Source organism: Nannocystis punicea (assembly GCF_026965555.1).
Taxonomy (GTDB): domain Bacteria; phylum Myxococcota_A; class Polyangia; order Nannocystales; family Nannocystaceae; genus Nannocystis; species Nannocystis punicea.
Genome location: NZ_CP114040.1, coordinates 11,415,812 through 11,442,649, shown reverse-complemented (window position 1 = coordinate 11,442,649; position 26,838 = coordinate 11,415,812). Strand labels below are relative to the sequence as shown.

11 protein-coding genes are annotated in these 26,838 nt (G+C 65.9%); 4 read left to right on the top strand and 7 right to left on the bottom strand.

Annotated features, from left to right (window positions below):
• Positions 1-68: 68 nt before the first annotated feature.
• The 4 genes from O0S08_RS43890 (at position 69) to O0S08_RS43875 (ending at position 3,692) form a co-directional block, all read left to right on the top strand.
• Positions 69-707 carry a DUF47 domain-containing protein gene (locus tag O0S08_RS43890; protein WP_269035481.1) on the top strand — a complete coding sequence of 213 codons (639 nt, stop codon included), beginning with the start codon at positions 69-71 and terminating at the stop codon, positions 705-707.
• Positions 700-1,740, top strand: coding sequence for an inorganic phosphate transporter (locus O0S08_RS43885; RefSeq protein ID WP_371879522.1), 1,041 nt, complete (start codon positions 700-702; stop codon positions 1,738-1,740). The genes O0S08_RS43890 and O0S08_RS43885 overlap by 8 nt, the downstream gene beginning before the upstream one ends.
• A 115-nt stretch (positions 1,741-1,855) precedes the next feature.
• A complete protein-coding gene (locus O0S08_RS43880) occupies positions 1,856-2,665 on the top strand; it encodes a tRNA(His) guanylyltransferase Thg1 family protein (RefSeq protein ID WP_269035479.1) in 810 nt (269 codons plus the stop codon).
• 121 nt (positions 2,666-2,786) lie between these two features.
• Positions 2,787-3,692, top strand: coding sequence for an ADP-ribosylglycohydrolase family protein (locus O0S08_RS43875; RefSeq protein ID WP_269035478.1), 906 nt, complete (start codon positions 2,787-2,789; stop codon positions 3,690-3,692).
• Between the two features lie 94 nt (positions 3,693-3,786).
• Here O0S08_RS43875 and O0S08_RS43870 read toward each other — a convergent pair whose 3' ends face one another.
• The 7 genes from O0S08_RS43870 to O0S08_RS43840 form a co-directional block, all read right to left on the bottom strand.
• Entirely contained in the window at positions 3,787-4,149 is a 363-nt protein-coding gene (locus O0S08_RS43870) for a hypothetical protein (protein ID WP_269035477.1), read from the bottom strand.
• Positions 4,150-4,213: 64 nt separating this feature from the next.
• Entirely contained in the window at positions 4,214-6,922 is a 2,709-nt protein-coding gene (locus tag O0S08_RS43865; RefSeq protein ID WP_269035476.1) for an RHS repeat-associated core domain-containing protein, read from the bottom strand.
• An 89-nt stretch (positions 6,923-7,011) separates the two neighbouring features.
• Positions 7,012-7,449 (bottom strand): DUF6210 family protein, encoded by a 438-nt coding sequence (locus O0S08_RS43860; RefSeq protein WP_269035475.1) that lies wholly within the window; start codon positions 7,447-7,449, stop codon positions 7,012-7,014.
• 15 nt (positions 7,450-7,464) lie between these two features.
• Positions 7,465-9,021 carry an RHS repeat-associated core domain-containing protein gene (locus O0S08_RS43855; protein WP_269035474.1) on the bottom strand — a complete coding sequence of 519 codons (1,557 nt, stop codon included), beginning with the start codon at positions 9,019-9,021 and terminating at the stop codon, positions 7,465-7,467.
• 438 nt (positions 9,022-9,459) lie between these two features.
• Complete coding sequence (locus O0S08_RS43850) at positions 9,460-9,882, bottom strand: hypothetical protein (RefSeq protein WP_269035473.1); 423 nt, start codon at positions 9,880-9,882, stop codon at positions 9,460-9,462.
• The gene (locus tag O0S08_RS43845; protein ID WP_269035472.1) at positions 9,882-17,414 is read right to left on the bottom strand and encodes a SpvB/TcaC N-terminal domain-containing protein; all 7,533 of its coding nucleotides are present in this window, start codon (positions 17,412-17,414) and stop codon (positions 9,882-9,884) included. The genes O0S08_RS43850 and O0S08_RS43845 overlap by 1 nt, the downstream gene beginning before the upstream one ends.
• A 36-nt stretch (positions 17,415-17,450) precedes the next feature.
• On the bottom strand, positions 17,451-26,759 hold the full coding sequence (locus O0S08_RS43840; RefSeq protein ID WP_269035471.1) for a Tc toxin subunit A-related protein: 9,309 nt from the start codon (positions 26,757-26,759) through the stop codon (positions 17,451-17,453).
• Positions 26,760-26,838: the final 79 nt, after the last annotated feature.

Sequence of the window (26,838 nt, the reverse complement as noted above, 5' to 3'; positions counted from 1 at the left end):
GCAAAATGCGCGAGCAAGCGATGGACTCGCCGGCAGAGGCCGGCTAGGTTCGCGCGCGGAGAAGCACCATGGCTCTGCAGGACGTCATTCGTTGGCTCCTTCCGCGGGAGGATGTGTTTTATGGGCTCATCGAGCGGCAGAGCGAGCTGGCCGAGCAGGCCGCCCGAGCGCTCGCCGACTTCGCGCGCGGCGTGCCGGCCGAGAAGGTGCGCGAGACCGTGCAGGAGCTCGAGCACCAGGCGGACGCGATCGTCTACGAGATCGAGGAGCAGCTGGCGCGGGTGTTCGTGACGCCGATCGACCGCGAGGACATCCAGCTGCTGGCGGCGTCGATCGACGACATCGTCGACCTGATCAACCTGACGGGCCGGACCTTCGAGCTGTACGCGGTGCCGTCGCCGTCGCCGCCGATGATCGAGCTGATGAACATCCTCGTGCAGATGACGGAGCTGCTGAAGGCGGAGCTGCCGGCGCTGCGGCGCCACGAGTACGCCAAGCTGATCGCGGTCGGCCGGGTGATCAAGCAGCACGAGAAGGAGGCCGACCGGATCTTCCGCAACGCGGTCGGGGAGCTGTTCCACGACCCGGCGATCGACGCCAAGGTGCTGCTGCGCGACAAGGAGGTCCTCGAGGACCTCGAGAAGGCGATCGACAAGTGCGAGACGGTGGCCGAGCGGCTCAAGAACCTGGCGGTGAAACATGGTTAGCATGCTGACGCTGCTGATCCTGGTGATCGTGGTCGCGCTGGTGTTCGACTACATCAACGGCTTCCACGACGCCGCCAACGCGATCGCCACCGTGGTGTCGACGGGCGTGCTGCCGGTCCGCACCGCGGTCATCCTCGCCGGCATCCTCAACTTCATCGGCGCGATCACGGGCACCGCGGTGGCCAAGACGATCGCCTCCGGCTTCGCCGAGCCGATGTTCGTCACCCAGGTGGTGGTGCTGGCGGCGCTGATCGGCGCCTGCATCTGGAACCTGCTGACGTGGTGGTACGGCATCCCGTCGAGCTCGTCGCACGCGCTGATCGGCGGGCTCGCCGGCGCGGTGGTGGCTCACGCGGGCGTCTCGGCGTTCAACTGGGGCACGCTGACCGACAAGGTGCTGATCCCGCTGGTGCTGTCGCCGCTGGCCGGGTTCACGATCGCGTTCCTGTTCATGATCGCGCTGCTGTGGATGGTGCGGGCGTTCAAGCCGGCGACTGTCCAGCGCGGGTCGCGACGCCTGCAGCTGATCTCGGCCTGCATGATGGCGTTCTCGCACGGCTCGAACGACGCCCAGAAGGCGATGGGCATCATCACCCTCGCGCTGGTGGCGTTCGTCGCCGCCGGCTTCACCGGCATGCCCGAGTCGATGCTGCCGGTCGGCAAGGACGTGCCGACGTGGGTGGTGTTCGCGTGCGCGGCGGCGATCGGCTTCGGCACGATGGCGGGCGGCAAGCGCATCATCAAGACGATGGGCGCGAAGATCATCCGCATCACGCCGCTGCAGGGCTTCGCCGCCGAGACGGCCGGCACTGCGACGATCCTCACCGCCAGCGCGATGGGCGTGCCGGTGTCGACGACGCACTGCATCAGCGCGTGCATCATGGGCGTGGGCGCGAGCAAGCGCCTGTCCGCGGTCCGCTGGGGCGTGGCCGGTAACATCGTGCTCGCGTGGGTGCTGACCATCCCGGCGAGCGCCGGCTTCGCGTACCTGTCGCTGTTCGGCCTGCGCGCGATCTTCGGCGACGCGGCCTGAGCTGGCTCTTAGAGAATCGATGGATGGAGGCGGGTCCGCGCGCAGGCGCGCGGGCCCGGCCTCGACTGCGTGGGTCGCTCGTGCGAACCTCTTCCCGCGCGAAGCAGGAGGCGCCATGACGGACGATCTCGGGGACCGGATGAAGATGTACGAGATGGCAGAGGCGGGCAGGAAGTGCATGCCGCTGCTGCCGATCGTCGCTCGCATCGACGGCCGCTCCTTTTCCAAATTCACGCACGGGCTGGAGCGTCCGTTCGATCGCCGGCTGTCACAGCTGATGATCGAGACCGTGAAATTTTTGGTCCGCGAGACCAACGCGGTGTGCGGCTACACGCAGTCCGACGAGATCACGCTGGCCTGGTACACGCCGACGTTCGACAGCCAGATCATCTTCGACGGGCGCATTTCGAAATTGGTGTCGGTGCTGGCGAGCCTGACGACCGCGTATTTTAATAAGAGGCTGCCGGAGTTCCTGCCGGGGGAGTACGGCGAGAAGCTGCCGCACTTCGACGCGCGGGTGTGGAACCTGCCTTCGCTCGAGGAGGCGGCGAATACGTTCCTGTGGCGCGAGTTCGACGCGGTCAAGAACTCGATCGCCATGGCGGCGCGGGCCCACTACAGCCACAAGCAGCTCGACAACAAGAACGGCGCCGAGATGCAGGCGATGCTGCGCGACAAGGGCGTCGAGTGGAACGACTATCCCGACTTCTTCAAGCGCGGGACCTACATTCAGCGGCGCAAGAGCGTGCGCAAGTTCGATGCGGAGGAGCTGGAAAAACTGCCGCCGATGCACGAGGCGCGGAGAAATCCCGAGCTGATGATCGAGCGGACGGACTACGTGGCGCTCGAGCTGCCGCCGCTCGGGAAGGTGAAGAATCGCGTGGGGGTGCTGTTCGAAGGGGCGGCGCCCGAGGCCGTCGCGTAGAAGGGGCGTGGGGCCTCCCCGGAGTCTCCCGCGAGGAGGGGCCGTGCGGGCATGACATATCCTTTGGGGCATGTCGTGAGGTGCAGGTGACAGCGGCGGGCGCGGCGGGTAGGATGCGGAGATGGTCTCGTTGCCCGCCGATCACGACGTCCGCATGTCTCGCGCTCGCCTGTCCCTCGCCGGCCTGTCGGTCGGCGATGCGTTCGGTGAACGCTTCTTCGGCCGCGACTCGGTGGTCGAGCGGGCCATCGCCGAGCGCACCGAGCCGCCGGGGCCGTGGAGCTGGACCGACGACACTGCGATGGCGCTGTCGATCGTGGCCACGCTCGAGCGCTTCGGGGACATCGACGCGGATTTCCTCGCGCGGGCGTTCGCGCGGCGCTACGAGCTCGAGCCGCAGCGCGGGTACGGCGGGACGGCTCACGAAATTTTAAAAGACATCGCGTCGGGGTTGCCATGGCGCGAGGTGTCGGCGGCAGTGTTCGGCGGGGAAGGGTCGATGGGCAACGGGGCCGCGATGCGCGTGGCGCCGGTCGGGGCGTACTTCGCCGATGACTTGGAGAGAGTGATCGCGGCGGCCAGGACTTCGGCGTTGCCGACGCACGCGAACTCCGACGCGCAGGCGGGGGCCATTGCAGTCGCGGTGGCCGCGGCCCTGGCATGGCAGATGCGCGAGGCGCCGGACGGGGAGCGGCTGCTGGCGACGGTGCTCGAGCACACGCCCGAGGGGCTCACGCGGCACGGACTCTTGCAGGCCGTCGAGCTGCGCGCGCAGGGGGTGCCGACCGCGGTGGCGGCGAAGCGGCTCGGGAGCGGGTACCGCGTGCTGGCGTGGGATACGGTGCCGTTCGCGCTGCTGTGCGCTTCGCGGCATCTGGATAGTTATGAGGAGGCGTTCTGGGACACGGTGGCGGGGCTCGGGGATCGGGATACGACGTGCGCGATGGTCGGGGGGGTGGTGGCGATGAGCGTGGGGGAGGCGGGGATTCCGGGGCGGTGGGTGGCGGCGCGCGAGATGTTGCTGTGAGGTGGAGGGAGCTCGAAGCGAATGGCCCGTCCGCAGACCGACTCCGGAAGCGCGCGTAAGCAGGGGAAGAATGCAGGGCCTCCGGCACGGTTTGCTAAGGTCGCTTCTCTCTACGCTGGGAAAACGTCCAGGGGTACAGAATCTCCATGTCGCGCCAGAACTGGGCGCATGCCAGCGGGTCCTCATCGTCGACGCGCTCGAAGAAACCTGGCGCCGCCCACGAAGGCGGATAGGCGTATGTGCTACTCCCGAAGTGTTCGAACTGCCAAAAATCCGGAGCAGTTGGATCAATGACCTCAAAGCATTCATCTTCATAGAGATACGGGCCATTGTCATCGTTCAGGAGCTGGTACATGTCGCCGGATACACCCAGAACCTCATAAACCCGCCCAAGCGTAAGTGAATAAATCGGCCCACCGCGTCGAGGAGTGGTGGTTTTTACGAACTTCACGAGCATGACCTATGCTACCTCATCTCACGCTAAGGGGCAATGCAAAAGGACCTTCATGAGAGGATGGATTTCAGTAAGTGGTCGGGGGAGGGCGCCATCCGGGCCTTGTCTTTACCTTGATTTCGACCCTGCCAATCTCTGAATTTTCATACCAATGAAGCTCTTCGGTGCGGGAGATAGACCTTTCTCCATAGTCAACCATGCCAGTCCCTTTGATTTTTCTCCACTTTTCCGGGGTGCCACCGTGCTCTTTGACAAGTCGAGCGAGATCGTCGATCTTGTCTCCCTGCGCCATTGTTTCACCTACTCTGATCGTCGAGCCCTCCCGAAGGGTTGCATCGGGGAAGCCCCTGACTCGCACTGGCACTGGCACTGGACGAGCCGGAGGCCGAACGGTGATACTGGCTTCTGTGCCAGGGGTGCCTTCCGACGTTGAATTTGTCTTAGCCTTGGCTGGATTCTTGGTGTCGCCCGGATTCTGATGCTGAGCCGAACGGTTATCCGAAGCCGGGGAGGGGGAGGGCGGCTTGCTGGCCGCTCCTGGATTGTTGGAGGTTGGAGAGCCCGCTACGCCGGGATTCGGGGGAGTCCCGTTCCCGCCGTTCGGAGATTTCCCTCTGGGGCCGTTCGAGGACGCTCCCAATGGGTTCGAGGACGCATGGGATGATCTTCCTCTTCTGAGATAGAGGACGTCCAGGAGTGCGAAGGTGGCACCCACTGCCGCTGCCACGGCTATACCGGCGGCTTTCCGAAACTTTTGAGAATCTTGGTAATTCCTTGCCGCGTCAACACTCGCTTTGCCTGCAAGTTCAACGTGGGCGGGCAGGTTCGTAATTTCGACTACCGTGTCTTCCGCCATTCCGGCGCCAGCCCAGAGCCATTGCTTTACGAATAGCCCAGCCGCGTCGCGGAACCTCCATTGAGCAGCTGCATCGATGAATTCAAAGGCTGTTTTCTGGGATTTATCGGTAGCTCCGACGATCGGCGTCGCAAACTGGACGCCATAGTTGTCTTCGGCAGAGTCCGGCTGTTCGGCGCGTGTGCCCCCCCAGTCCACAAGTATCACGGGATTGGACCGCGTGTAGAGGTATCTATTGGTCCCATCGGCGAGGCCGAGGGGGTCTGCAGCTGTCCATCTCCCGAGCCAGGGGGCGTAGTACCTCGCGCCGTGGTAGGCGAGGCCGGTCTCTTCGTCGCGCTCCTGGCCGGTGTAGCGGTAGCGCTTGGCGCTGACCTCGATGGCGTTATTGGCGGCGCGGTAGCTGCTCGTGCCGTAGGGGTGGAACTCCTCGTAGCTGATGACCTCGGCGTCGTCGTCGAGCTCGAGGTTCGCGGTGCCGAGGTGGTTGGAGTACTGGTAGCGGGCGATGTTCGCCGGGGTGACGACCGGGGCGCCGGCGTCGACGGTCTTGGTCTCGATGAGGCAGACGCAGCCGTGGTCGTCGTGGACGTGGAGGGTCTCGCGCTCGAGGTCGAGGTCGTTCGTCGTGTTGATGTTCTTGTGTTCGCGGTAGGTCTCCCAGCTGCCGAAGTAGAGGCGCTGCCGGCTGGTGGTGCCCGACTGATTGACGTGGACCTTGCGGACGCGCTGGCCGGCGCCGTCGTAGACGTAGTAGGTCTTGCCGCCGCCGATGGAATCGCTGCTCTGCAGGCGATCGTCGTCGTCCCAGGTGAGGCCACCGGGGATGTTGGGCATGGCGTTCATGTTGCCGTGGGCGTCGTGCGAGTAGGGGACCGAGTAGTTCGGCGGGTCGTTGATGTTGTCGAGGCCGGCGCTGGTGGCCCGGAGCTGGTTGCCACCGGGATGGTAGTCGTATCCGCGCTGCCAGACAACCGTCATGCCGGATTCGTGCTTCATCCGCAGGATGTTGCCGACGGGGTCGTAGGTGTAACGCTGCGTGTAGTTGCGCTGGAGCTGGCTGTCCTGTGGGTGAGCAATGGGCGCGAAGCCCTCGGCGGTAGGCATCGTCAGGGTGGCGTGCTCGCGGCCCGTGGCGGAGGTGAGGCGGTAGATGGCGTCGTAGACGAACGACTGGGTCGGGTCGGCGTAGTCGTTGTCGAAGAAGACGCCTTGCTGAGCCTGGTCGCGGATCCGGGCGATGTTGCCGACGGGGTCGTAGTGGTAGTGCAGATCCTGGACGGTATGCGGGTCGGGGTTGGGGCGGATGGTGCGAATGCGAGTGACGCGGAAGGTCCTGGCGTCGTACTCGTAGTCGGTGGTCGAACCATTGCCGTAGGCGATGACGGTGCGCTGGCCGCGGGCGTTGTAGTCGATGTTGGTGACGATGTCCGTGGCCGTGACTGCGCCGCGGACGTTGACGGCGACGGACTGCAGCATGCCGCCCTTCTGGACGAAGGTGTGGCCGGTGACGTGATCGCGGACCTCGACGCGCTCGATGACGTGCGTGGGGAATGGGAGGCGGGTCTTCCACGGCTTGCCGGCGGCGCGGTCTTCAAGATAAAACCTGGTCGATGGGGCATATTCGACCCGGGTCTCGGCGCCCATATTGTTTTTTGAAGAGAGTATCAAGTAGGGCTTGCCCGCCGACATGAGGTCGACGAAGGCGATGTGCGTGCCCTGGCGGTGCGGCAGGTCGGTCGACCAGACGAGGGCGGCAGTGCCCTGCCGAGAATGTCGGCGAGCTGGACGGCGGTCGGGGCGGTCGAACACCGGGGCGCCGCGCATGCCGATCTGGCGGCCGAAGCGGCCGTAGCCGAGGTTGGGCCAGTAGACGACGGAGCCGTTGCGGTTAGCGCACGAAGCGCTGCGGGACGTCATTCTCGACGCCGTGGTCGGCGAATGGTGGTGGCGTCCAGCCCAGGGAACACTGGCCCATGGCGGCCGATATGCTCGACCAGTTCTCGGCCTTAGTCACTGTTTGGCCATGTCAATACTCCGATATCTCTGGAGAAGCCAAACAGAGATCGAAGAGCGGTCTCTTGGCTGAAGTCATCGAAGATTCCAGTCAATTTTACATAAACCCACGATTCGACAGAGTCGTCCAGTCTCGCCCTGTCGACAGAGATGAAAGACGTGGCGGGAGACGAATTGAAAATTCTGTCCAGCTCGTCTGCGAGCGCATGATCGAGACTTCCTCCTCCGGGGTGAAATTCAAGCTCGGCGATTGCCTTCGTTCCCGCCGGCCCGAAATCCACCGGCGCCAGTGCACCCTCGTACTCTGCGTGGGCGCAACTGGTCCCCCCGACTTGATTGTGGTAGAGCACACCCGTCTTGTGGGAGATGATGAGGGCGAAACCCTCCAAGTCAAAGAGGCTGATGCGAGCTTTGTGTAGGCTGGGTTTCACGATAGATGCTCCTTGTCAGATGCCCCCGTACCGAGGACCGGGCTGGCGTTGCTGCTCCTTGTTCCATGGCCGTGGTTGACTACGAAACAGGTGATAGTCGACATACACTTTTTGGTCTGAAGCAGCCTTGACGAACTTGAGATCTCCGGTCGCGGTTGTGATTCCGAGTTGATCGCCTGTCCCAAACGCCCGCTGATCGACCAGGCCAATATCGCGCTTCCGCTTGTTGCTCGATCTGTCTAGATTCATGACTCGGTCGGAGGGAGTCTCTGGAATGACAGTAATTTCTGCGATTAGCGCATCTGCAAGTGCACGTTCCACGGGACCTGCGAGATTGTAAGAACCATTGAGGAACTCGTCGAGGACGGCTTGAATTGCGACCGGATTTTTGTCCATCAAGTATCTCTGTGCCTCGATGAGCAACTCGACGTCACTTAGCTGGCTTGCCGCCACGATAGCTCCTGTGTCCAGATTGACTGTTTCTTTCGGGGCCGTGGGATCTCGGTCATCATCTAATCTCCCCGGTTCTGGCTTCGGAGGCGCTGTCGGTTCGGGGGGTTCTCGCGTGACGGGGGGGCCAGCGTAAGGTGAGGGGAGTTTTACCGGATAGTTTCCGTCATTCGCTGGGGGCGGGGAAACGTCATCCGGAGCCGGAATTGGAGCCGGCAGGGGACGCGCCGCGGACGTTATTGGACCACTGAAGACATCATCGGCCAGATCTCGAAGTTTAGGCCGCAACGCATCAAGCCCGATTACCGCAAGTGCCCCCGCGGCGACCACTAGATGTACACCCCACTTTTGCGGCAACACATCCGATGGGTCAGGAGCGGCTACGTCGATCGATTGGGCTGCCAAGGTGGCTCGTGCTGCCGCTGCAAGTCCAGCCAGCCAGCCGGCGTCTGCGGCCGCTGGGCTGGTTCCTGCACGATCGCGCATCATCATTGGGTTGGCGCGGACATACAAATATCGATTCGGCGTATCGGCGACACCGATGGGGTCGGCGGCAGTCCATCTCGCTAGCCACGGGGCGTAGTACCGCGCGCCGTGGTAGGCGAGGCCGGTCTCCTCGTCGCGTTCCTGGCCCGTGTAGCGGTATCGCTTCGCACTGACCTCGATGGCGTTGTTGGCGGCGCGATAGCTGCTGGTGCCGTAGGGGTGGAACTCCTCGTAGCTGATGACCTCGGCGTCGTCGTCGAGCTCGAGGTTGGCGGTGCCGAGGTGATTGCTGTACTGGTAGCGGGCGATGTTCGCCGGGGTGACGACGGGGGCCCCGCTGTCGACGGTCTTGGTCTCGATGAGGCAGACGCGGCCGTGGTCGTCGTGGACGTGGAGGGTCTCGCGCTCGAGGTCGAGGTCGTTGGTGGTGTTGATGTTCTTGTGTTCGCGGTAGGTCTCCCAGCTGCCGAAATAGAGGCGCTGCTGGCTGGTGGTGCCCGACTGATTGACGTGGACCTTGCGGACGCGCTGGCCGGCGCCGTCGTAGACGTAGTAGGTCTTGCCGCCGCCGATGGAATCGCTGCTCTGCAGGCGATCGTCGTCGTCCCAGGTGAGGCCACCGGGGATGTTGGGCATGGCGGTCATGTTGCCGTGGGCGTCGTGCGAGTAGAGGACCGAGTAGTTCGGCGGGTCGTCGATGTCGTCGAGGGCGGCGCTGGTGGCCCGGAGCTGGTTGCCACCGGATGGTAGTCGTATCCGCGCTGCCAGACAACCGACATACCGGATTCGTGCTTCATCCGCAGGATGTTGCCCACGGGGTCGTAGGTGTACCTCTGGGTGTAGTTGCGCTGGAGCTGGCTGTCCTGCGGGTGCGCAATGGGCGCGAAGCCCTCGGGGGTGGGCATCGTCAGGGTGGCGTGCTCGCGGCCCGTGGCGGAGGTGAGGCGGTAGATGGCGTCGTAGACGAACGACTGGGTCGGGTCGGCACGAAACCACTGGAATTCTTCCCGCCGCGGCCAGGTCTGCCTTCGGGTCTTTGCTGGCGCGCAGGGTGAGAATGTCCCATGGACATTCTCATGTCCTCTGAGAATTCGATACTGCAATCCCGAGGAAACGAATGAAGGAGAAAACATCCCCCTGAGGAAAAGACAGAGCGATGCGCGGGCCTTGGCGCGTGTGGATGATGAGCTCGCGAGCGGGGGGCGCCTTTGAGGGCGTGTCGTAGCCAACAATGTCAGAGTAGGCAATCCAGGTGACAGTCCCGGCGAATAGAACAAGACCAAGTTTCGAAACTACTAAAGAACCGTTCATCACATCCGGCTGTGGCTCATGGAACCCCAGGATCTCTCCCCATTCAGGTTGGGCAAGTTCGTCAGTCCACCATTTTGGGGCTGTTGAACTTTCCAGGCTGCGGTAGCCTGGGAATATTTTTCGATCTCTCTGGTTGGCTAAATAGCCATCCAAGATCTTTTGCGCATAGATTCGAATGATGTCCATCAGGGTGCTCCTTCCCACCACCAAGTGCCATTGGGGCGACTCTGAAAGCCTGCCCTTACAAGCCCTTTGATCAACGTGCCGGTTGCTTCCTTTATCTCTGTGGTTTCGATTCGCAAAATCGTGGCTCCTTCGGACCTGGCCAGCGCTTGTAGCCGCCGCTGGATGCCAAAGAGAGAGGCGCCGAGTCCTCCTTTTTCGGTAAGAGGTTTTCCGAGATAGCCAACGAGGACCGTCATTATTTCGCCCTTTAACTGAACCCTTGCTGTGAGATTGGAGCTCGCAGAAATTCCGAGTTCCTCAGTTGTCAGGTCGCGCTGGACCCCCTTGCTCTTCTTTCCGGGCTTCTTGACACCACCGGCGACAAGACCGCCGACCACCCGGCCAAGGCTCTCCCAATCGTCACCTGAGCCTGAGCCAGTGAGGATGCGAGCTGCAGCGTCGCGCATGCTTTGCCAGCTCTTCCAGAGCTCGAAAAGGCCCCAGGCGAGGAGGCCGCCGGGAGTGAATCTAGCGAGGTACGGACTGAGGAAGCGAAGCCCTGCAAGTCCGAAACGGACACCTAAGCCAATGGCGGCGCCTTTTCCGAGGCCTTTTGCAAAAGCACCCGCGGCCTCGCCGACAGAAGCGACACTTGCGCCGCCAGAGCTCTCCTCTCTCGAACCGCTGCCTAGGCCGGACCCCGTCTGTGGCACCTGCCCGACGCCACCCGTGCTCTCCACGGCGCTAGGGCCCGCGTACGCGCGAGGGTCCGTATGGGTGGTGCTAGCTTGGCCTCCCTTCTTCCCCACGCCTCCCGAGCTGCTAGGTTTTCGATGAGGTCTATCCCCTGCGCCAGCGCCTTTACTCCCAGTCCCATGTTCATCCCTCGTTTCGGGCGGCTCAATGCCTGAACTGGAATTCTCGAGATTCTCCGTTCGAGCTTGTTGTGATTCAGGTGAGTTCTGGAACGCCCTGAATTCCGAGGGCGTCATCGCTTGAATCTTCTTCTCGATATCTGGATCCTTCGGGTGCGGGGCAGTGGCGTTGCTACGAGTACCCGTGGAATCGTGAAGGACGATTGGGTTCGCCTGGACGTAGAGATAGCGATTTGGGCCGTCGCCGAGGCCGATTGGGTCGGCGGCCGTCCACCTGCCGAGCCATTGCGCGTAGTAGCGCGCTCCGTGGCAGGCGAGCCCGGTCTCTTCGTCGCGTTCCTGGCCCGTGTAGCGGTAGCGCTTGGCGCTGACCTCGATGGCGCTGTTGGCGGCGCGGTAGCTGCTGGTGCCGTAGGGATGGAACTCCTCGTAGCTGATGACCTCGGCGTTGTCGTCGAGCTCGAGGTTGGCGGTGCCGAGGTGGTTGGAGTACTGGTAGCGGGCGATGTTCGCCGGGGTGACGACGGGGGTGCCGGCGTCGACGGTCTTGGTCTCGATGAGGCAGACGCGGCCGTGGTCGTCGTGGACGTGGAGGATCTCGCGCTCGAGGTCGAGGTCGTTGGTGGTGTTAATGTTCTTGTGTTCGCGGTAGGTCTCCCAGCTGCCGAAGTAGAGGCGCTGCTGGCTGGTCGTATTCGACTGGTTGACGTGGACCTTGCGGACGCGCTGGCCGGCGCCGTCGTAGACGTAGTAGGTCTTGCCGCCGCCGATGGAATCGCTGCTCTGCAGGCGATCGTCGTCGTCCCAGGTGAGGCCACCGGGGATGTTGGGCATGGCGGTCATGTTGCCGTGGGCGTCGTGCGAGTAGAGGACCGAGTAGTTCGGCGGGTCGTCGATGTCGTCGAGGGCGGCGCTGGTGGCCCGGAGCTGGTTGCCACCAGGATGGTAGTCGTATCCGCGCTGCCAGACAACCGACATGCCGGATTCGTGCTTCATCCGCAGGATGTTGCCCACGGGGTCGTAGGTGTACCTCTGGGTGTAGTTGCGCTGGAGCTGGCTGTCCTGCGGGTGCGCAATGGGCGCGAAGCCCTCGGCGGTGGGCATCGTCAGGGTGGCGTGCTCGCGGCCCGTGGCGGAGGTGAGGCGGTAGATGGCGTCGTAGACGAACGACTGGGTCGGGTCGGCGTAGGCGTTGTCGAAGAAGACGCCTTGCTGAGCCTGGTCGCGGATCCGGGCGATGTTGCCGACGGGGTCGTAGTGGTAACGCAGATCCTGGACGGTATGCGGGTCGGGGTTGGGGCGGATGGTGCGAATGCGGGTGACGCGGAAGGTTTTGGCGTCGTACTCGTAGTCGGTGGTCGAACCATTGCCGTAGGCGATGACGGTGCGCTGGCCGCGGGCGTTGTAGTCGATGTTGGTGACGATGTCCGTGGCCGTGACTGCGCCGCGGACGTTGACGGCGACGGAATTGAGCATGCCGCCGGCGCCGAAGAGCTGGGTGGTAACGCTGGCGTCGGGCGTGGTCTGGGTGCGGACGCGGCTGAGGGCGTCGTAAGTCCAGGAGGTCGTGAAGGTCTCGGACTCGAGCAAGGGCGCGGCGGCGGCGTGGATGAGGGCGGGGTCGGTCTCGGTGGCGAGGTCGATCCAGTCGGGCGTGGCCTTGTAATCCTCGGCGAGGCGGCGCTCGGTGGCGAGGAGGTTGCCCTTGAAGTCGTACTCGACGCTGGTGAGGACGCCGGCGCTGTCGTAGACGCGGTAGACCTGACCGAGATGGTTGGTGTCGTCGGCGCTGGCGCCGAGGCTCTCGCCGTAGACGATGCGCTGCTGAAGGACCTCGTCGTCGGTGTCGTGTTTATTAAAGGCGTGCGTGGGGCGGTTCAGGACGTCGTAGGTCCAGCGGCGGACGTTGGCGCGGCTGTCCCAGGCGCGCAGGGGCCTGCCCATGGCGTCGGGCAAGGCCCTGCGCGTGCCGGCGTCCTGGCTGGAGGTCTCGAGCTGAAGGCCGCCGGGGGCGAAGGTGTTGGTCTCGGCGGTGTGTCCGTTGGCGTCGGTGACGACGCGGCTGTTGCCCTCGATGTCGAGGGCGACGCGCGTGGCGATCGGGACGTACTCGGTGTTCTCCTCGTCGTAGATGAGGGCGAGGTCGAGGAAGGGGCGGCCGAACGGATCGAAGTAGCGATATTTGGGTAGACCGCTGTGGAGCGCGGCCTGCTCGGCGGCGTAGATCTCGCCGTCGTTGTGCGGGGTGCCCGGGGTCAGGGCCATCCTCTGGGCGTACCAATCGCTATCGGTGGTATTGCCATTGGCCTCCAGCATGCCCTCGACCGAGGAGGTGCGGAGGACGGTGCTGAAGGTCCCGTCGGGCATGTCGGTGCGCACGACTCGCCCCAGCGGGTCGTAGTGGATGAACGGGGTGACGCCCCACTCGACGAGCTCCTGTTCGTCGGTGTACGCGGGGCTCGAGTCGAAGAAGGGCTCGTACTGCTTGACGGGGTTGCCCTTGTTGTCGACGATGACGCGGCCGTTGCCGACCCAGCGGATATTTGGAGAGGTGTCCTCGAACACGAGCTCGTCGCCGACGAACACGAGGTCGCCGTTGACGTTGCGCTTGGGCGCGAGGCCTGGCGAGGCCTGGACTTTTTGCAGGACGACCTGGCCGAGGCCGCCGGAGTAGGCGTAGCTGTGCTGAAAGGCCAGGTTGCCGGCGCCGTGGTTCTCGCGGATGATGGTGTGGACGACGGTCGGGCCCTGGCCGTTGAGCCAGGCGTCGAGGTCGTACTCGAGCTCGGCCGTGGGATGCGTCAGGGTGTCGCCGTCGCTGCTGCCGTCCTTGCCCATGACGGCCGTCTTGACGACCATGCCGAGGGCGTCGAAGGCGACGGCTTGACGATTGCCGTTCGGGTCGGTGACGAGGTCGGGGGCGAGGAGGCGGTAATCGTTGCGAGCGGTGATCGTGTTGCCGAGGGCGTCCTCGGCGGATTCGATGAGGAGGCTGTGGGCGTCGTGGGTGAAGGTCGTGGCGTGGCCGAAGACGTCGCGCGACTCGGTGACGCGGTAGAAGTTGGCGGCGTCGAAGAGGACGCGGCCGCTCGGGCGCCACCAAAGGCCGTCGTCCTCGCGGTAGCCGCCCTCGGTGTCGAGGGCGAGGCCGGTGAGCTCGCCGTTCAGGAACACGGCGTCGAGCTGCGCCTGGGTGAAGGCGAGGGTGAGGGTCTCGTAGGGCAGGGCGCGGAGACCACATTGCCCGAGAGACAGGCGCGAGGCGAGGTTGTCGGAATAGTAGTAGACCTGAGCGCGCGAGAGCAGGCGCTTCTGCGCACCCGCGGGCACGGGGCCGTGATAGGGGATCTCGGTGGCGGCGTCGGCGTGGGCGAGCAGCTCGGCGTGGGTGAAGGGGTCGGCGGGGTTGCCCTCGAGGCCGTGGAGCTCGTAGCTGCGGGTCTCGACCGGAACGCCGAGGCGGTAGGTGTCGGGCTGATCGTGGACGTTGAGGAGGTCGACCTCGGTGAGGACGACATGGGTCTGCCCTTGCTCGGGCACGGTGCCGAAGACCGGGAAGGTCTTGGCGTAGGGGTAGGCGACGCTGACGGAGCGGATCGGGTTGCCGAAGGTATCGACCTCGAGCACGGCGGCGTGTCGGACGCCGGGCGCGTCCGGCATGCGCTCGTAATGATAGGACAGGCTCTCGCGGTCGTGGACGAGGAAGGCGGCGTGCTTGTGGTCGCCCCGCGGCTGCAGGAGGCGGACGGCGAAGTTGGTCTCGGAGACGGTGTACGGGTGGATCTGTTCCTCGGTGCCGTCGCGGCCGTAGACCTCCACGCGGAGGGCGCGGCCGCGGAGGGCTCGCACTGCCTCGCGGTTCTCGATCGGAGTGAGGCCGTCGGGGATCAGGGTCTCGAGCAGGTCGATGGCGATGCCATTGGGAAAATCGTCGGTCTTGTCGCTGTAGTACTCGTCGCTGTAGCAGTGCGCGAGGCTGGTGCCGCCGAGGTAGGCTCCGGTGTGGAACCACGTCTTGGTCAGGACCGGCGGGCTGTGCAATGCCTCGTCGACGATCTCGTGACCGGTGGGGAACAGCTTTGGTGAATTGTAGTCGGCCCAGGACTCGGTGTCCTCGGTCTCGACCATACCGAAGCCGCGGAACTCCCGCTCGGGGCCGTCGAAGTAGCCGTGGTGATATTTGTACTTCTGGACGAAGAAGTGGCCGGTGACGTGATCTCGGATCTCGACGCGCTCGATGACGTGCGTGGGGAACGGGAGGCGGGTCTTCCACGGCTTGCCGGCGGCGCGGTCGTCAAGATAGAACCTGGTCGATGGGGCATATTCGACCCGGGTCTCGGCGCCCATATTGTTCTTGGTAGAAAGCATCAAGTAGGGCTTGCCCGCCGACATGAGGTCGACGAAGGCGATATGCGTGCCCTGGCGATGCGGGAGGTCGGTCGACCAGACCAGTGCGGCGGTGCCCTTTCCGAGAATGTCGGCGAGCTGCACGGAGGAGAGGCTGTCGACCGGCGGGATGTCGACCTGGACGGCCGTTGAAAAACTGTTGCCGGCCTGGTTGCGCCACAGGCGGGCGCCGTCTTGGCGGACGTAGACGAGGTCGGTGGTGCCGCTGCCGTCGATGTCGCCGATCCGCAGGCGATCGGCGCGGAAGCGGTCGGGGCGGTCGAACACGGGGGCGCCGCGCATGCCGATCTGGCGGCCGAAGCGGCCGTAGCCGAGGTTGGGCCAGTAGACGACGGAGCCGTTGCGGACGCGGACGATGTCGGCGAGGCCGTCGCCGGTCATGTCGGTGAAGTAGATGGCCTGCTGTGGGTCGGTCCAGATCAGCTGCGGACCGACTCGCTCGTCGCGCGGGCGCGAGAGGACCCGCGGCTCGCCGTAACCATCGTGGCCCTCGGACGGGTACCAGATGAAGCGGTTGTCCTCGCAGACGAGGATGTCCGCGAGGCCATCTCCGTTGATATCGAGGAGCTGGACGTTGGCAGCACCGAGGTCGATGTTGGGGACGGCGCGGAAGCTGCGGAACGATTGCCAGTCCTCGGCCGCGACGCCGCACATCGGCAGCGGGCGCTCGTAGAAGCCGGGCGCGGGGCCGGAGAAGCTGGTGAGGCTGAGTGCGCCGTCGCCGTTGAGGTCGACGAGGCGCTGGCTGCCGAGACGGGCGTTGCTCGGCAGGCTCGGGAGGCTGCGCAGCGGGCCGAAGGTGCCCTCGCCCTCGTTGCGCTTGTAATACCAGTGGCCGGCCTGCTCGGTGAGGAGGCCGGGCAAACCCTCGCCGTCGAGGTCGACGAGCTCGAAGCGACCGCCCAGCGCGCCAGGGACATCTTTTAAAGTGTCGACGTCGACGAGGCGGAGGGCCGGATCGATCTGCGCGGCGCTGTACGTGAACTCGACCGGGGGGTAGGCTTTGTTGGAATAGGCGCCGCCGGAATAGACATAGCCACGGTGCCTGGCGGCGATCAGGAGCGTGGCGGTCGGGTTCTCGGAATAGGTGAGTTCGGTGGCGGCGACGAGGTACGGATCGACGGGCAGCTCCTCGAAGTGGTGGAGCATGAGGATCCGCCGGCACAGCCGGCGCGTGCGGATGTCGAAGCAGGCGCGGAAATTTGAAAAAGTGTCGGGGCGGGCGGGCCAGGTGCCGGTCTCGACGCCGTGGGCGTCGTGCTCGCCGTAGTCGAGGAGGACCTCGAAGTGCCAATCGTCGGCGAGATAAGGGGTGGCGTTGCCGTAATAGATGCGCTTGAGGTAGCGCTGGGCCTGGGCCTGGGTGACGGCCAGGCGCTCGTGCTCCTCGAGGCTCTCGGCGTCGACGTCCTCGAGGTCTTCCTGCTTGTAGACGAACTGGACGATATTGCCGCGGTCGTCGCTGGTCTGGTCGATGAGCCAGGTGAAGACGCGCGTGGCGTCGGCCGGGTCGGCGATCCGGCTGGCCGGGGAGGTGCCGTAGGTGCTGCGCACGTTGTCGCGCGACCAGGTGCGCCAGTGGACTTCACCTGTCCCGAGGTGCACCCAGCGCTCGATGCGGGCGAAGCCGGCCTCGACGCGCGGACGATAGGCGTGGACGCGGTGGCCATCTTGAGTAAAGACCTTGGGCGTCCACTCGCCGCCGTTCTCCTCGAGCAACGGGACGAGGTCCTCGGCGTCGGAGATGATGAAGGTGTCGGCCTCGGCCGCGTCGTCGTAGGTCGGCAAGCCCTTGTCGGTCTTGCGGGAGATCGACGCGACCGAGAGCTGCCAGCCCATGCCGAACGGGCCGTTGCCGGCGCCGGTGCTGTAGCCGAGGGCGAGGGTCGGGGAGAGGCCCCGACCCGGAGAGACGGCGATCGGAATGCTCATACCGCCGCTGCCGCTGAAGGCGTTGGCCTCGAACTTGTCGCCGATGTTTTTGAGGGCGCCGCCGCCCTTGGGGAGGGAGATCGAGGGGGCGAGCTCGGACGGGTTGGGTGCGGCCGGAGCGGGGGATTGTGAATTTTGCGGGCCGGTGCCGGCGGAGGCGGCCGCGCCGGGGGCAGCCTCGCGGGTGTCCTGCGGCTTGTTCGTGACCGCCGGGGAGGGCCCAGGGCCCGCCCGGTGGCCGCTCGGGCGGGCCGCGCTGTCGGTGGACTGGTTGCTGCTCTTCTGGGTGGCCGACGGATCGGCCATGCGGCCGCCCGAGGCGTCGTTGTCGCGCTTCATTGCCATGATTTCACCCTCCCCGCTCGCTGGATTGAATCAGCTCACCTTGTGACCGACGACGATGATGAGGTCCTCGGGGCTGTGGTCCTCGGGCCAGCCGTGCGGCATCACCAGGGTCCAAGTGCCGGGGTCACGGTCGAGGCCCGTGGCGGTGGCGCCGTGCCAGATGTAGTTGAACTTCGCGTCTTCGTGCGGCTGCTCGTTCCGGTACCTTGAGAATGCGAGGTCTTCGATGACGGCGCCGCTCGCCGGCTGAAGGTCGACCTCCGTGAAGGTGTCCTCTCCGGGCACGATCGTCGAGCTGGCGGGCCAACGGGCGAAGATGGCGACGAACTGGATCCTGCGGCTGCCGGGCGGGATTTGCGGGTACGGGAAGCGATCTTCGGAGAGATCGAGGGCCAGCGAGGCCGCGCCCTCGTTGTTGCCGGCGGCCACGAAGCTGCGCCAGGCCTCCGGGAACTCGGCGCGAGCGCTGAAGAGCTGCACCTGGCCCGTGCCTCGTACGGGCTCGATGTCAGCCTCGGCGCGCTTGAAGTTGTTGAGTCCCGTGTTTTCGGCATTCATCAGGTCGCCGACGAGCGTCGCGGTGGTCTCCGCGCCCTCACGCGCCGTGTACCGGATCGTCAGGATGACGTCGGAGATGGTCTCGTAGTCGAACTGACGTACTGCCTTCGGCAGCTCGAGGCGCCAGTTGCTCCGCTCGAGCGCGCGGCCCTCGAAGGGCAGGTAGCGCTCGTCCCGGAGGTTGGGCTCGAACAGGCCGGTGTCCTCCTGGGTGACGGTGATGGCGACGGACTGAGCGGCGCCGGCTTGGCCGTCGACTCCGCCCCCAGGAGTCGAGCGGATCGCGCCCGATTCGTAGGTGAGCGTCGCGCCGATGTTGGTGTACGGCCCGGTGACTGCGGGGATCGACAGACCGACGAGCTTGATCCGCCGCAGGTAATGGGTCGCGTGATCGAGGTCGAAGAGGATCGAGGGCAGGTTGAAGTGGCAGGCGCCCGTCTTGCGCAGGGCGATCAGCGCGACCGGGTCGAGGCTGGCGAGCGAGACCCGCTTGGTCAGCTCGTACTCCCGGCGATGGTTCTGATAGTAGGCGGCCTCCATGCGCCGCAGGTCGTGCTGCAGCCGCTCGCCCGCGAGCAGGCCCTGGCGGCGGTTGTCCCAGTGGCCGAACTGGATGAAGTCGTCGCCGGCGTCGACGGCGAGCTCGTAGCGGTAGCAGCGCTCGGCCCGGCGCGCGAGGTCGATCGCCAGCTGGTAGGCGAGGTGGTAGACCTTGCTGATCTCGGTCGCCATCCACGAGTAGAGCTCGGCGTTGGTGAACTTCGACCGCATGGTCTCGAGTGCCTCGGCCGACTGCTCGGCCTGGACGTCGTGGTTGACGAGCTCGCGGCGAGCCATGGCGAGGCGGATCTCCGCGGCGGTGAGCTGGACGTCGATCTGGTCGCGCTCGAGCCGCGCGAGGTCGGCCTGGAAGTTCCATTCCTCCTTGCGGCGGGTGTACGACGCCTGTGTGCTCACCATTGCCGCAGCGCGCTGAACCGTGCCCGCGATCATGTTCAGCGCCAGGCCCGCCTTTCCGAGAGCGCCGCTGACCTGCTGGCCGCCCCACTCCGTGATGACGACCGGGGTGCCGGCCCAACCGGAGATGCCGATTTGGAATGTAGGCACTGCGGCTGCGGCTCCACCTCCGGCGACGAGCGCTCCGCCGATCAGGTCGGTGACGGTCGCGGCGATCGAGAGGCCGAGCTCGGCCTTCTCCAGGCGGTTCATGTACTCACGGCTCGAGTAGTACTGGTGCCGAGCCACGGCAGAGTTGCGGCCGTGCTTGAGTGCCTCGATGTTCTCTTCGGCCTCCTTGATCGCCTGCTCCTTGACCTGCCGCACGGCCTTCAGGAGCGTGACCTCGTGACCGCCGCGAAGGACTGCGAGGTTCTCGGCGTCGCGCTTCTCGAGCGCCAGCAGGAGGGCATTGCCCAGGCTGCTGACCTGCGCCGCGAAGTCCTTGGCGATGCCGAGGTGCGGCAGGAAGCGGTAGTGAGGCAGCGGCGCGTAGAGGTTGCTGACGGCGGTGCCGATGTCGATGCCCTGGGCGGCGGCCCGGGCCAGGAGACCAGGGTCGATGGGCGGGTCGAAGAGCGCGAGGTCGCGGCGGATGCCCTCGATGTTCAGGCAGTTGCGTAGCTTGAACAGGCGATCGGCGACCGTGTCCCAGTAGCCGAGCATTTTGTCGTTCGGCGGGATGCAGAAGTAGAGGCGGGTCTCCGTCGGGGTGACGATGGTGGCCTGGAGCAGCAGGAAGGGCGGCTTCGGCGAGCTCGTCAAGGCCTTGGGTGCGCCCTGGAGGAGCTGGCTGGCCCCGGCCGGCTTGACGTACCCGAGCGCGAAATCGGTCGGGTGTTGCGACTGCAAGTTGGCCTGTCCCTTGATGTTGAGCGGGATCATGGCGTCCTTGGCCGTGAAGCCAATGACCTCGTTCTCGATCTCCACGAGGAAGTTCGAGAAGCCGTCGAGGTCGTCGTAGGCCTCGGCGTAGGTCTTGTCGGGCCGCTCGTCGCCCTCGATCTTGCGCGGGCGCTTGCCGAGGATCTGCAGGGCCAGGATATAGAGCTGGACGGCCTCCTGCGTGCTCTCCCGCGTGTCCTGGCGGAACAGGTCGTCACCCCAGGCGATCAGGTTGTCGAGGTACTTCATGACCACCGCCCGCATGTACGCGGTCGGCCGCATGCGAGCGACGTCGTGGGGCTTGAACGGGTTCTTGCGCCACTGGGCGATCTGGCCCGAGAGGTCGGCCTTCTGCTCCTTCAGCTCGGCGTCGTCGCCAGTGTATTGCAAGAGCTCCAGGAGGGCCGCGATCGACATGTCGGAGGACAGTTGGCGGAACGGCTTGATCCGCCAGTAATGCTTGCAGTCGGTGTCCCTGACGAGCGTGGCCTTGCGGATCGGGTTGAAGATGTACCCGAGCCAGCGCTGGGCCTCGGCGAAGCGCCGCTCGCTGATCAACCGGTCGGCGATGTACATCGGGATGTGGAAGAACAGCTCCCAGTTGTAGACGCTGTACGCGCCTCCGAAGCGGAAGTCGATGTCCTCCTGCGGCACGGGCTGCCACACCGCCGTGGCGCCGTCGAAGTAGCTCTCGTCCAGCGGACGGCTGGCGCTCTGGTAGCGCAGAGACGCGTCCTCGTCCTGTGTCGCCACGTTGGGGTCGAGGAGGCCCACGACGCCGTACCGCCGCACCTCCTGCAGGAACAGGCAACTGTAGGGGTGGTAGAAGATCGAGAGGTTGTACTTGGTCGGGGAGCTGCTCAGATTGAGGCCCAGGCCCGAAGTCTGGCCCGTCGCCGGTCCGTCGCCGCCCGAGGCCATGCCCGCGAGGCTGTCGGTCGGAGAGTCGCTCGCCTCGACCGCTGCGCTGCCGTTGTTGAAGTACTTTCCCAGGTCCTTGTCGATCAGATCGCTGGGTCCGCTCTCGTCCGGGTCGACGTCGCCGATGTCCTGCTGATCACCGGCGCGCAGGAACAGCATAGTTCTCGGATCGTCGTAGACGATCGGGCGGCGGCCGTTGAGGAGCGCGTCCTGACGCGGGAGGAACAGGCGGAAGCCGTTGACGTGGTAACGGATGATCTTGTCCGAGTAGGCCATACCCGCATTGGGGCTGCCGGCGACGGGGACCCGGACGAAGCGCTCCGCCCCCGAAGGAAGGTGGCCGAACTGGTTGTGGGCGACGAAACCCTGCCTCCAGCTCAGGGTCATTTGTGGGACCGGATAATCGCCATTGAGGCTACTCGGACCGTAGGCGGGGAGGGCCGGCGCAGGCTCATACCGGTGGGCGTCGAACTGGTCGAGGCAGGCGTCGTAGGTGAAGTAGCCGTCGATCGCGACGCTGTACTTTATCTGCGTGTGGGCGACATGGATCCGTGGGTCGGTCCCGACGACTTCCGAGAGGAGGTGGATGTCGGAGTTCGGGTGGCGGCCCTCGATCTGGCCGGCGGGGGGGTCGGTTTCGTGGACCCGGAGCGAAGCCTCGGTCGTGCGCGGGGCGCTCCATTCACCGTTCTTGAGCTCGGCCCACATGAGCTGGATCTTCCGGTGCTTCTTGGGGGCCTTCGTCGTCTCGTTCTGCTGGGGCGTCGGCGGATCTTCGGCGCGGAGCTCGATCTTGGGCCAGATCAGCAGGAGGCGCCGGTTGACGACCATTGGCAACACTCCGCGCGACTCGACCTGGAACGGCAGCTCCTCCCACGCGGTCCAGTAGGCGTCGTCCTCGCGGCGGCGATAGAACATCTTGAACGGGTTGCCGTGGGTGGCGGCGAACACGTGCAGGCGGTCGACGATGACGATGCCGTCGTGCTCGATCTCGTGGTACATGCCGCACACGTCGAGGCGCGCGACCTCGTGCAGGCCCTCGAGATAATGGATGTAGGCCTTCTCGATCGAGGCGTCGTCGGCCTCGCTCTGGGCGATCTCCTCCTCCAGCTTCTTGAACAGCGGGGTCTTGTCGGTGCGCAGCTCGGGCTGGACCCAATTCTCGGGGTAGAGGAAGATCTTGCGGTTGGCCTCCCACACCCGGTAGCGCTTCATCCACTCCCACTCCTCGGCGTCGAGGTCGGAGAGATCGATGTCGTGATCGGACTCGAGGCCCATGAGGGCGCGCTGCATGAACAGCTGGACGGCGCCGGTGGCGAACAGGAGCCGCGTGGTGCGGTTGCAGCAGGCGATGTCGACGTCCATCAGCAGGGTGCCGAACAGATCCTCGTGATCGCGGGTGCCTGTCTTGAAGACCAGCAGGTCGACGAGGGCGTCGCGCTGCCGCTCGCGCAGGCGGTCGCGCATCGGCTGAGCGACGCTCGGCCAGGCCGTGACGCCGAACTTGGCCTCGGCGGCGCCGCGGATCGCGGCCGCGGCGGTGGCGTCGACAGCCGGATCTTTGGCCCAGGTGCGCACCGTGTTGGGATGGACGCCGAGGCGATTCGCCAGGCGGAAGCCGGCGTCGAAGGCGTCGACGGCGTCGAGGCGCTTGAGCTCGGCGCGGGTGACGGTCTCGCCGGCCTCGAAGGCCGCGAGGGCGTCGCTGTCCCAGCCGGCCGCGGCGGCGAGCTGGCTCAGCGCGAGCGACTTGTCGAACGGGTCGGCGTCGAAGAGGTAGTCGAGCAGCGGGAGCAGCGTCGCCGGGTCGCGCAGGACCTCGTCGCGCACGCGGATCGCCCGGCGCAGCCAGTCCCAGCCGGCGTAGGCGGCGTAGATGGCAGCGCTGGAATCAGCGCTTTCCGGGAGCGCGGTGAGGTCGAGCAGGTCGACGTCGGCGTCGTCGAGGTTGGCGAGCAGCCAGCGCAGCAAGCCGGGGCCGAAGCGGAAGTTCGTGGCGACCAGCGCGACCTTGCGCAGGCCGCGGTAGAGCTCGGCCCGGCCGCTCACGTCCGCCTGGCCCAGGAAGGCGGCGGGGAACCACGGCTCCTTGACCTTCGTGGCGTCGCTGTCGGGGTCGAAGGTGTTCGTGAAGAACGCGTCGGCCGTCAGGAGGGCGAGCGCCTTGGTGGACTCGTGGTTGTATGTCCGAAGGAGCAGGTCGACATCGGCGGTGTCCATCGCCAGCGCAGAGGAGAGCTGCTGCACGACCACGGCCTCGAGCCTCTGCTGGCGGAGCCAGGCGGTCAGCACGGTGTCGAGCAGGGCCGCGCGAGCCTCGACGCTGTCGGCGTCGCCGAAGACCTTGCCGAACTCGGTGTACGCCGGGCTGGAGACGACCAGGAAGGGGATGAACGCGTCGCGGAGCTGTCCGGCCACGGTCGCGTTGGCCGGCGGTGGGTCGGTCTCCTTGCGGATGAAGGCGATCGCATCGGCGACTTCGCCGGCCGGCAGCGGACCGACGAGCAGCTTGTCGAGCCGCGCGAGCGGGTCCTGCTCTTCTGGCATGCTCTGGAGATGATCGGCGTGGGCCTGCTGAAGGCCGGTGACGAGGCCGATCAGGACGCGCGCGACGTCGAGGTCGCTCGCGCCGAACTTGTCGCCCTGTTGATTGCGCAGGACCCAGTCGAGCGCGGGGACGGTGAAGTTCGAGCGCTTGACGGCCTCGGCGAGGTCGAGGAGGGGGCGCACCGGCGCGTTCGCGGTGCCGGCGAACGGGCTGCTGTCGACGAGCGTCTGCGAATACCGGGTGATGGTGACGAGGTCGGGGATCGACAGGCCCGTGGCACGCGCGAGCGACGAGACCCGGTAGAGATGCGAGAGGTTGGCGTGGTTGAGGGCGCTGTCGTCGTCGAGGCCGGTGGCCTCGTAGGCGGCGGCCAGGCCGGCATCGTCGGTCTGCAGGATCGCCAGCAGATCGCCGCGGTGCGCGCCGAACGTGGTCGCGCCGGACAGCGCGGTGAAGGCCGCGTGGCGCTGACGCGGCTGGACGACCGTGTCGTAGTATGTCGGCGCGCCCTCGATGTAGACGTGGCGATCGAGGTTGCCGAACCAGGAGTGGACCTCGCCGAGCGGGAGCTGCGGGAAGCGCTCGCGGAGGCGCACGAAGCGGGCGATCTTCTCGAGATCGACGGCGACGTCGCCGGCGAACCAGGTGCCCAGGGCGGCGAGGGTGGCGTCGAGGTCGGGCATCGACCAGTTGAGCGCCCGCTGCAGGCGGAGGAACACGAGCAGGCGTTTCAGGTTGCCGGTCGTGAGGCCGTTCGAGCTCGGGTTCGACGCGCTGACGAACCTCGCACCCTTGAGGGTGCAAGGCTCGTGGTAATCGATCTCGACCTCGGCGATGACCCGACCGCGCATCAGCGTGGTGAGGGCGGGCAGGTCGAGGCCGGAGCGGGTCAGGAACAGCTCGACGGCGTTGAGCGGATCGATATACGTGGCCTCGTGTGCGAAGCCCCACAGCTGCGCCATGTCGGGGGGATCCACAGCGCCGCGGAGGATCTGGCCTTGCCCCGGGGACAGGCCCAGGCGCTCGTCGACGCGGAACACGTCGCTTTCGTCGAGATCGTCGAACCACTCCAGCGCGTCCTGGACGGCGACGCGCGAGGTGCCGAGGCTCTGATAATAAGCCCGCGCCTCCGCGAGCGGGAGGTCGAAGGGCAGGCTGTGCGGGAAGAAGGCGACGGTGGGCTTGGCGAGCTCCGCGTAGACGTCCTGGTCGACGTGCTCGGGCTGGGCCACCAGCTCGCTCGCGCTCCAGGTCGTCTGCGGCCAGGCCGCAGAAGACGTGTAAATGATGGGATCGAGATCGAGCCACTCACGGGCGCGGCGCTCGAGCGTCTCGAGCACGAGGTCGATCGTCGGCAGCGGTGTGTTGGAGTTCTCGCAGTTGAGGAGGATGTGCTCGAGCTCGGGGCGACGGGTGAGCAGCTCGTCGAGCATCGTCTGCTCGCCGGCGTTGCGTTGGCGGACGAACTGCAGGATGTCGACGTAGTAGGCCGCGGGGCCGTAGACCGAGTCGCAGTGCTTGCAGGCGCAGTAGTCGAGGTTGCCGAAGATCTCCTCGAACTCGACGTTGCCGCAGCCGGGCGAGTTGATGACGGCGGTCAGCGGGAAGTGCATCTCCTTGCGGGAGTGCAGGAAGCGGTGCAGCGCCGTGCTGGCGACCTGATCGGCCTTCTCGTAGGTCGCGCGCAGGGTCGACGCGTCCATCGACTCGCCGAACTTGGACTTGAAGGCGGCGAAGCCCATCCGCTGGATCTGCCCGGCCGAGGCCATCCCCTGCTCCAGCAGCGCGGTCGAGGCGGCGGTTCGGCCGTTGCGGGGCGTGATCGCCGAGACTCGCTGTACGCGCAGCAGGTCCTGCTTCAGCGCCGCTTTCTGGCCCGCGTCCACGGGCAGGCCGCTGGCGGTGTCGAAGAACGTGTTGATGTTCGTGCGCTGGAAGCTGAAGCTGGGGTTGTTGACGACGAACGAGGAGAAGTTGGCCCTGGAGGTGGTGATGCTCGTCTCGGGCACGCGGTAGGCGAGGTGCGCCGAGGGGTAGAGGTCCTCGACCATCTTGGCGATCGCGCCGGCGTAATTGGCGCGCTTGTCGGCGGCGGGGCCGATGACGCCGGGCGGCGTGTCGACTTCGCTGCCTCCGACCGTCTCGCCGAGGAAGCCTTCCCATTCGTCTGCGCTGTACTTCGCCAGCTCGGCCGCGCGCCGGAACTCGTTGGCGTCGCGCTTTTGGTGCAGGAGCGTGATGAGCTTCGGGAAGCTAGCGGTGATGGCACCGGCCTGAAGCGTGAATTGGATGCGGTCGACGTGAGTGCCGAGCGTGGTGTGCGTGCGCAGGGCGGTCCAGAACTGGGCGGCGGTGCCGGTGTGGGCAACGTATGCTTCGGCGAACGCGCGCGGCAGGCCGGGCGTGAGCGCCCCGGCGATGAGGATGGCGCCCAGCGTGGTGTCCTCTTCGTCGGGCGCCGCCGGGACGATGCGATTGAGGCGGGCCGCGGCGAGCTTCGTCTTGATGGTGGCGATGTTGCTCGCCAGCGAGGCGGGCACCGCGTTGTCGGCGATGGCGCGCTCGATCGCGTCTTCGATCTGGTCCGCCGTCAAAGAGGTGATGACGTTCGTCGCCAGCGGGATGCCGGCGTGCGAGAACGCGGCCAGCGCGGCCGCCGGGAGGTCGTAACGGCCGGCGAGCACGTGCGCGCGGACCAGGGTGGCCAGCGCACCGCTGTCGTGCTGCGTGCGGCACATCAGGAACTTGATTTCGTCGACGTCGAGATCGTCGAGGGTGGCGTCGTCGAGCAGCGGGCTGATGGTGTCGACGTCGAGGTCGAAGTCGGAGCGGCCGACGTACGCGGCGTTGCCGGGGACGAGGCGGACGGTGAAGTCGCTGGGGGGGTTGCAGAAGTCGCCTGCGGTCGCCGTTCCGGCCACGAGCGCGACGCTCAGGTTGGCGGCGCCCGGGTGGCTGCCGGCCGGCAACAAGTAGCGGATGAGGAACCGACCGTCGCCGACGACGGTCACGCTGGTCACCGGGTCGGTGGTGCGGAGGTTCTTGCGGAGGAGGCTTACCGTGGTCGCGGTCGGCAGCGGGGTGCCGTCGGGCTGCACGAGGAAGCCCGAAACGGAGAAGAAGGTGCCTCCACCGGCCGGGACTGTCGTCGGGTCGGCGCTCAGCTCGACGACTTCGGTGCCGTGCAGCGTCGCCCACGAGACGTAGACCGACTGGCTGCCAAGGATGACGCTGTTCGTGTTGTAGATCTTGAAGATGACCTCGCGGTGCCGGCGAGCGTCCATCAGCGCCGTCGCCTCGTCGTCGGTGAGAACGAGCGTGAAAAAGCCCTCGGGATCGGTGGTCGTGGACCAGGGGGCGGAGCGGTCTCGGCTCGGGCCGGGGTTGGGCGGGTCGAGGAACTCGGTGCCGACGTCGAGGAACAACTGCACTCGAACACTAGAAAGCGTCTCTGTCGGCGCAGACGCATCCCAAACCCGACCACGAATCGCATACACCATTACAATTCCT

Coding starts and splice junctions, on each gene's coding strand:
- O0S08_RS43890 (WP_269035481.1), top strand. CDS start 69: ATGGCTCTGCAGGACGTCATTCGTTGGCTCCTTCCGCGGGAGGATGTG.
- O0S08_RS43885 (WP_371879522.1), top strand. CDS start 700: ATGGTTAGCATGCTGACGCTGCTGATCCTGGTGATCGTGGTCGCGCTG.
- O0S08_RS43880 (WP_269035479.1), top strand. CDS start 1,856: ATGACGGACGATCTCGGGGACCGGATGAAGATGTACGAGATGGCAGAG.
- O0S08_RS43875 (WP_269035478.1), top strand. CDS start 2,787: ATGGTCTCGTTGCCCGCCGATCACGACGTCCGCATGTCTCGCGCTCGC.
- O0S08_RS43870 (WP_269035477.1), bottom strand. CDS start 4,149: ATGCTCGTGAAGTTCGTAAAAACCACCACTCCTCGACGCGGTGGGCCG.
- O0S08_RS43865 (WP_269035476.1), bottom strand. CDS start 6,922: ATGACGTCCCGCAGCGCTTCGTGCGCTAACCGCAACGGCTCCGTCGTC.
- O0S08_RS43855 (WP_269035474.1), bottom strand. CDS start 9,021: ATGCCCAACATCCCCGGTGGCCTCACCTGGGACGACGACGATCGCCTG.
- O0S08_RS43850 (WP_269035473.1), bottom strand. CDS start 9,882: ATGGACATCATTCGAATCTATGCGCAAAAGATCTTGGATGGCTATTTA.
- O0S08_RS43845 (WP_269035472.1), bottom strand. CDS start 17,414: ATGAAGCGCGACAACGACGCCTCGGGCGGCCGCATGGCCGATCCGTCG.